4 protein-coding genes and 1 pseudogene are annotated in these 6,312 nt (G+C 61.7%); 2 read left to right on the top strand and 3 right to left on the bottom strand.

Going from position 1 to position 6,312, the window contains the following annotated elements:
- The 3 genes and pseudogenes from KDL09_RS22100 to KDL09_RS22090 all read right to left on the bottom strand — a co-directional run.
- A pseudogene (locus tag KDL09_RS22100) lies at positions 1 to 646 on the bottom strand (NAD(P)(+) transhydrogenase (Re/Si-specific) subunit alpha); the annotation flags it as partial.
- A gap of 85 nt (positions 647 to 731) precedes the next feature.
- Positions 732 to 1,724: a GDSL-type esterase/lipase family protein gene (locus tag KDL09_RS22095; RefSeq protein ID WP_294390021.1), complete on the bottom strand. Its 993-nt coding sequence runs from the start codon at positions 1,722 to 1,724 to the stop codon at positions 732 to 734.
- A 54-nt stretch (positions 1,725 to 1,778) separates the two neighbouring features.
- The gene (locus KDL09_RS22090; RefSeq protein ID WP_294390018.1) at positions 1,779 to 2,717 is read right to left on the bottom strand and encodes a hypothetical protein; all 939 of its coding nucleotides are present in this window, start codon (positions 2,715 to 2,717) and stop codon (positions 1,779 to 1,781) included.
- A gap of 96 nt (positions 2,718 to 2,813) precedes the next feature.
- Here KDL09_RS22090 and KDL09_RS22085 point away from each other — a divergent pair, with 96 nt between their 5' ends.
- On the top strand, positions 2,814 to 5,972 hold the full coding sequence (locus tag KDL09_RS22085; protein ID WP_294390015.1) for a PSD1 and planctomycete cytochrome C domain-containing protein: 3,159 nt from the start codon (positions 2,814 to 2,816) through the stop codon (positions 5,970 to 5,972).
- A 74-nt stretch (positions 5,973 to 6,046) separates the two neighbouring features.
- A partial coding sequence (locus KDL09_RS22080) for a DUF1501 domain-containing protein (RefSeq protein WP_345781104.1) occupies positions 6,047 to 6,312 on the top strand: 266 nt, incomplete at its 3' end.

The raw sequence follows: 6,312 nt of genomic DNA, 5'->3' as shown, positions 1-6,312 counted from the left end.
CAAACTTGGCGCCGAGTGACTTCACCTGTTCCTCGAGCACCGGCCGTGTGTCGAAGGCCTCCACCTTGGCACCGAGGCGTTTCGCCGTCGCGATCGCCTGCAAACCGGCCACGCCCGCGCCGATGATGAAAACCTTCACCGGCTTGATCGTGCCCGCGGGCGTCATCATCATCGGAAAAATCTTCCCCGACTGCTCCGCCGCTGCGATCACCGCCGCGTAACCGGCCAGACTCGCCTGCGACGACAGCACATCCATCTTCTGCGCCCGCGTGCTGCGCGGCACCATCTCCAGACTGATCGCGCTCACGCCGCGTTGTGCCAGCGCTTGGATGAGATCAGGCGATTGAAAGGGATCGAGCAACGCGATGCACACCGCGCCTTCGCGCATCAAGGCCACGTCATCGGGTGAGGGCTTGCGCACCTGCACCACGATGTCGGCGGATTGGAGCATCGCCGTGCGATCCGCTCGCACCGTTGCTCCCGCTTTTTCATAATCCGCGTCGCTGTGACCACAGCCTGCACCCAGTCCGGACTCCACCTCAATCTTCGCGCCCAGCGCTGTGAGCTTGCCTACCAGTTCGGGAATTATTGCAGCACGCGTTTCGCCCGCGTGGGTTTCTTTGGAAAAGGAGACCGTCATCTGCATGCGCTGATGTGAACGTTAGCGAGAACCGCGATCTCGCCACCTTCATTTCGGCAAAATGAACCGCACACCGCATTCGCAGGCGATTCTACTCCCCCATCAGCTTCTTCACCGTCGGCTCGATGGCCTCGGCCCAGATCCGGTAGCCTTTTTCGTTCGGGTGGAGGAAGTCGGGCATGATGTCCTTCGTGATGAGGCCGTCAGGGGTGAGGAATTTCGCGCCGATGTCGAGGAAGGTCACGTGGTGCGTGCCGTCGAGCTTGGCAATGATCTGGTTGATCTCGGCGATCTTTTCGCGCTGCGGGTTCGGCTTCTCGCCACGCGGGAAGATGCCAAGCAGCAGAATCTTTGACTGCGGCAGACGCTTTTCGAGTTCGAGCACGATGGCCTCGATCCCTGCGGCGATGTCGGGCGCGGAGCAGGTGCCGGTGTTGTTGGTGCCGATCATCATGACGATGAGTTTGGGCGAGATGCCGTCGATCGAACCGTGCTGGAGCCGCCAGAGGACGTTTTCGGTCTTGTCCCAGCCAAAGCCGAGATTGCCGGCGTTTCGCGGGGCATAGAACTCACCCCAGGTCTGCTGTCCTCGCAGCACATACTTGTCGAACTGTTCCCCGCCGAAGAAGTGCGTGATGGAGTCGCCAATGAACAAGATCTGCGGCTTGGATTTCTTCACGGCGGCGCTGGTGAACTCGTAGCGCTTCTGCCAGTCATACTGCGGCCAGCTTCGATCCTGCGTGACCGGCACCACCGTGCTGGGAAGCGCTTTGTGCCCAGCAAGCGGTTCGAACGTGGTCTGCGCGACCTCGCTCATCGTCTTGCGGTCGGCGGAAAACGTTCGTGCCTTCAAATCACCGCCGCAGGCGAGTTCGATGGGCGCCAGATACGGGTTCGATTTCGCAATCGGGTCCGCACCGTCGAGTGTGTAAAGAATGGTGGTGTCCGGTGATTCACTTTTGAGCGTCACCACGCCCTTGTCGTCGCGCTGGATGGCCGGCGGAGCGAGCTGGACGGCAGTTTGCGCGCGAACGAAGCCGAAGCAGAAAATGGCGAGCGTGGCAAGGAGTGGTCGGCAGGTCATGCGCTGATTCATAGCCAGCTCGCAACCATTATCCAAGCGCGGAAACGCATCGCCTCATCGAATCGAAGCCACATCCGCCGCGTCGTGCAGCTTTTTGATCTCTTCATCGCTCAGCTCACGATTGAACACCGCGAGCCCACCGAATCGGCCGATGGTCGCTTCTCCGGTCATGGATCCGACGGCCATGCGTGCGCCCACCGTGAAGTCGGATGGCGCGATCTTCGTCTTCGCGTGAATTGCCGGATCGTATTTGAAGATGCCGCGGCCGTGGTAGTAGGGGTTCATGCCGCGGTCTTTGCCGTCGGGACCTTCCTTGGTGAAGTACGGGTCGTTGCGCTTGTCTTTGACGGCGTCGAGCTTCCGTTCGTCGAGCACGCCGTTGATGTAGGCGCGGATGTATTGGGAATCGTAGGTGAAGGCGAGCGTGCACCACTGCTCCTCCGGCACTTCGAGTTTCGTCGCGGCGTAGTCGGCGCACCACGGGAACTTCGTGCCGTCGGCGCGCATCGTCACACCGCCCTCGGCGCTGATGTGTGGCACCAGATTTCGCGGGCCACCGTAGGTCGGCATGTTCATGAGCATCGCGTATTGGCGCGTGCCGGTGTCGTCGTTCGCGCCTTTGCCCTCGCTCCACATGCCTGCGATCGTGCGGCTCTTCTTGAGGTTCACGATGCGCACGACGGCAAACATCGTCACCTGTGCGTCTTTGCCGGCGATGTTGAGATCGCCCGTCTCGCTGTGCTTGATCTCAAAATACTGGCTGCCGTTCAAGTCGGCTGCGTAGCCGGAGAAGGGACCGCCTGCCACGCGCTTGATGGGGCCGTTCACCTCGGTGAGCGGATGCGCTTCCTTCGTGCCCTGCGAGACGCGTTTTTGCCCGGCATCTTCGCCAAAAGTCCAGAAGGCGACGAGTCCGGGTGTCTTTTCGATGATGGAGGCGTCGCCGGCGAAGACTGAAGAAAGGACGAACGGAAGAAGGAGGAGTGCGCGCATGGTTGAATGAGGATGGCAGGCCCTCAAGGCTTGGGGAAACGCTTTTTGGACAGCAAAAAGACTCGGTTCACCAGCGACGTAATTTCCGAGCCTGTGATGAAGCCTGCCATCGTCCCACTTTCTTGCCCCGCCCGCGATGTTCGTGGCGGCATGCTCGTGGCGTGGCTGGCGTTCACGTCCTTGCCTGCGCTGGCGGTGGATTACGAGAAGGACATCAAACCGCTGCTCAAAGAGCGCTGCTACACCTGCCACGGCGCTCTGAAGCAGAAGGCCGATCTGCGACTCGATACGACGGCGGCCATGCGCAAGGGCGGCGATGGCGGCGACATCCTCGCCGGCGAGCATGCGCTGCTGCTCGAACGCGTCACCACCACCGACAAGGACGATCGCATGCCGCCGGAAGGTGAGGGCTCGATGCTCACCACCGAACAAGTCGCGAAACTCAAAGACTGGATCGCAGCTGGTGCGCCTGCGCCAGCGAATGAGCAGCCCGAGGCCGATCCGCGCGCGCATTGGGCCTATCAGCCGCCGAAATCCTCCGGCAAGTCGATGGATGCGCTTCTTTCGGCGCGACTCGCGGCGAAGCATCTCAAACCGCAGCCCGAGGCCGCGCCAGAGATCTGGCTGCGTCGTGTCTATCTCGATCTCATCGGCCTGCCGCCCACGCCGGAGGAGATCGCGACCTTTTTGAAGGACACGTCGATGCCAGCGCGTCAGCGCGTGGTGGATCATCTGCTCGGCACGCCGCAATACGGCGAGCGTTGGGCGCGGCACTTCATGGACATCTGGCGCTACTGCGACTGGTATGGGCTCGGCGCGCAGCTTCGCTATTCGCAGAAACACATTTGGCACTGGCGCGACTGGATCGTGGAGTCCCTGAATGCCGACAAGGGCTACGATCAGATGATCGTGCAGATGCTCGCCGCGGATGAACTCGCACCCGAGGATCGCGACAACCTGCGCGCCACCGGGTTCCTGGCCCGCAGTTACTATCTCTTCAATCGTACCACCTGGCTGGATGCCACGATCGAGCACACCTGCCGGGCCTTCCTCGGCGTGACGATGCAGTGCGTGAAATGCCACGACCACAAATACGATCCCATCGAGCAGGCCGACTACTACCGCATGCGCGCCATCTTCGAGCCGTTGCACGTGCGCCTGGATCCGTGGCAGGGCGAAACCGACTTCGAAAAGAACGGCCTGCCGCGCGTCTTCGACCTGCATCTCGATGCGCCGACGTATCGACATGTGCGTGGCGATGAGAAGAACGAGGACAAATCGAAGGCCATGACCTCGGGCATCCCGCAGGTGCTGGAGTTCGCCGCCTTTCAGCCGAAGCCCGTCAAACTGCCGCCGTCCGCCGCGCGTCCGGTGCTGTTGTCGTTCGTCCTTGAAGACCAGCTCCACGCCGCCGAACGCGACATCGCCGTGGCGCGCAAAGCGCTCGACCAGGCACGGCAGGCACTTGCCCAATCACCCCAGCCTGCAAAGGATCAGACGTCAGCGGCCCGGGTAATTGTCAGCGATGATTTCACCTCGGCGAAGCCTGCGCAGTGGGAGATTATCAAGGGCGACTGGAAATACTCTGCCAGCGGCGTGCGCCAGCATGAAACCGGAGCGGAACGTCGTGTGATGCGTCTCAAGTCCGCGCCGCCTGCCGACTTCGAAGCCAGCCTGAGCTTCACCATTCGCGGCGGGCAGAAATGGAAGTCCGTCGGCATCGTTTTCGACAGCACGGACAGCGACGACGTGATGGTTTACATGAGCGCCGTGAACGGTGGATCGAAGATCCAGGTCGCGATCGGAAGCGATGGCAAGTCCAGCTATCCGCCGGCAGGCGCGGTGTCGCGTGCGATCTCGCAGGACGTTCGTTACACGCTGGATCTGCGCGTGCGCGGCCAGCTGATCAACGCCAGCATCAATGGCGAACCGGTTCTCGCGTATCGACTGCCGCAGGGCCGTCATGAAGGCGCCTTGGCACTGAGCGCCTTCGACGCCGATGTCGAGTTTCACAGCTTCAAGCTCGCCGAACTCGCCGTGGATGTCGTGATGCGCGAGCCGTTAGCCGACAAGTCGATTCCGCTCGCCGACGCGAAAGCCGCGGTCACACTTGCTGAGAAGAAGCTCGCCGCTGCTGCTGCGAAACCCGCGATGATTCGAGCTGTCTTCGCCGCTGAAAAATCGAAACAGGACAAGGCGCTCGCCAAGACCGCCGCCGCTGCCGATGCGAAATTCAAACTCGCTCAGGCCGAAGTCGATCTCGCCAAAGCCGAGGCAGATCCGAAGGCGAAAGACGCCGCGAAGAAGATCAAAGCAGCGCGTGAGGCCTTGGAAAAGGCGAAGAAGAAAGTCGAAGCGCCCGGTGACACTTACACTTCGCTGCCCGCGAGTTTGAAGGCGCAGGAAGGGCCGGAGGAAAGCACCAATGCCGCCGTGCAAACCTATCCCGACAGCAGCACCGGACGCAGGCTCGCCTTTGCCAGATGGGTGGCGGACAAACGCAATCCGCTCACGGCACGTGTGCTCGTGAATCAGGTGTGGATGCGGCATTTTGGAGCGCCCATCGTCGCCAACGTCGATGACTTCGGTCGTCGTTCGCCCGCGCCGCCGCATCAGGACATCCTCGATTCATTGACGGTCGATTTCATGAACAACGGCTGGAGCCTGAAGCATCTGCATCGAGCCATGGTGCTCTCCGAGGTGTATCGCCGCAGCTCGTCGAATGCGGAGGCCGATCCGGCCACGCTCGCCGCTGATCCGGACAACGCGAGCTACTGGCGCATGAATCCTCGCCGCATGGAAAGCCAGCTCGTGCGCGACAGCCTGCTGCATCTCGCGGGGAAGCTCGACCTGACGCAGGGCGGTCCGAGCATCGATCCGGTCAAAGCCGAGACCAGTCCGCGCCGCTCGCTCTACTTCGTGCAGAATGCGAACGAGGAGCACCGCTTCCTCGCCACGTTCGACAACAGCAACGTCCTCGAATGCTACCGCCGCAATGAAAGCGTCGTCCCGCAGCAGGCGCTCGCGCTCACCAACAGCAAGATCAGTCGCGAATGCGCCGACGCGCTGGCGGCGAAACTTGGTGGCCTCGACGGCGATGCGTTCGTGACACAGTCCTTCTTCACCGTGCTCGGCCGTCCGCCCACCGAAAGCGAGCGCCAGGCGAGTTTGGAGGGCTTTGCAGCGTTGAAACAAAACCGCAGCCTGTTTTTGCAGGCACTTCTCAATCACAACGACTTCGTCACCCTGCGATGAACTTTTCTCATCAGCCATCGCCTTTCCTCCGCCGCGACATCCTCGGCGGACTCGGGAGCATCGCGGTCGCGTCGATGCTGAAGGCCGAGGAAGGCTGGCAGCCGCCGAGCGGTTTGCCGATGTTGCCGCAGCGGGCGAAGCGCGTGATCTGGCTCTTCATGCGCGGCGGCGTGAGCCATATGGAGAGCTTCGATCCGAAGCCGATGCTGACGAAGTATGCGGGCAAGTCGATCGAGGAGACGCCTTACAAGGACGTGCTCGCGCCGGAGAAGCTCAAGAATGTGCGTGTCGTGGTGGTGAACGACGCGAACGGCAAACAGCGCAATGTCATTTACCCGCT

Source organism: Prosthecobacter sp., from assembly GCF_020439865.1.
In the GTDB taxonomy this organism is placed as follows: domain Bacteria; phylum Verrucomicrobiota; class Verrucomicrobiia; order Verrucomicrobiales; family Verrucomicrobiaceae; genus Prosthecobacter.
Note: the sequence above shows the minus strand (reverse complement) of the source record. Positions and strands in the feature narration are given on the sequence as shown.

Excerpts from the sequence above, each read along its gene's own strand:
- KDL09_RS22095 (WP_294390021.1), bottom strand. The coding sequence starts at position 1,724 with ATGACCTGCCGACCACTCCTTGCCACGCTCGCCATTTTCTGCTTCGGC.
- KDL09_RS22090 (WP_294390018.1), bottom strand. The coding sequence starts at position 2,717 with ATGCGCGCACTCCTCCTTCTTCCGTTCGTCCTTTCTTCAGTCTTCGCC.
- KDL09_RS22085 (WP_294390015.1), top strand. The coding sequence starts at position 2,814 with ATGAAGCCTGCCATCGTCCCACTTTCTTGCCCCGCCCGCGATGTTCGT.